Source organism: Caballeronia sp. ATUFL_F1_KS39 (assembly GCF_023630985.1).
Taxonomy (GTDB): Bacteria; Pseudomonadota; Gammaproteobacteria; order Burkholderiales; family Burkholderiaceae; genus Caballeronia; species Caballeronia zhejiangensis.
In genome coordinates, this window is sequence record NZ_JALQDZ010000100.1 from 1 (window position 1) to 264 (window position 264).

The 264-nt window shown below is 64.4% G+C and carries 1 pseudogene; it reads left to right on the forward strand.

The features are described from left to right. Window positions 1-264 (forward strand): annotated as a pseudogene (locus NCR93_RS31735) (IS110 family RNA-guided transposase); the annotation flags it as partial.

The following is a 264-nucleotide window of genomic DNA, read 5'->3' on the forward strand; positions in this document are numbered from 1 at the left end:
GAAGTGGTCATTGCCGGGGGTCGTCCGAATCGTTGTTAGCTACGAGGCCGGCCAGGACGCGTTCTGGATTTATCGCGCGCTGCAGGGGCGACACATCGAGTGCCACGTCGTTGATCCGGCCAGCATTCCGGTTGAGCGCCACAAGCGGCGCGCAAAAACCGACCGGCTCGATGCCATAAAACTGGTGATCAACCTCCGTGCGTGGCTACGCGGCGAGCGCGGCCGGATGCGCGTCGTTCACGTGCCGTCGGCCCAGGATGAGGC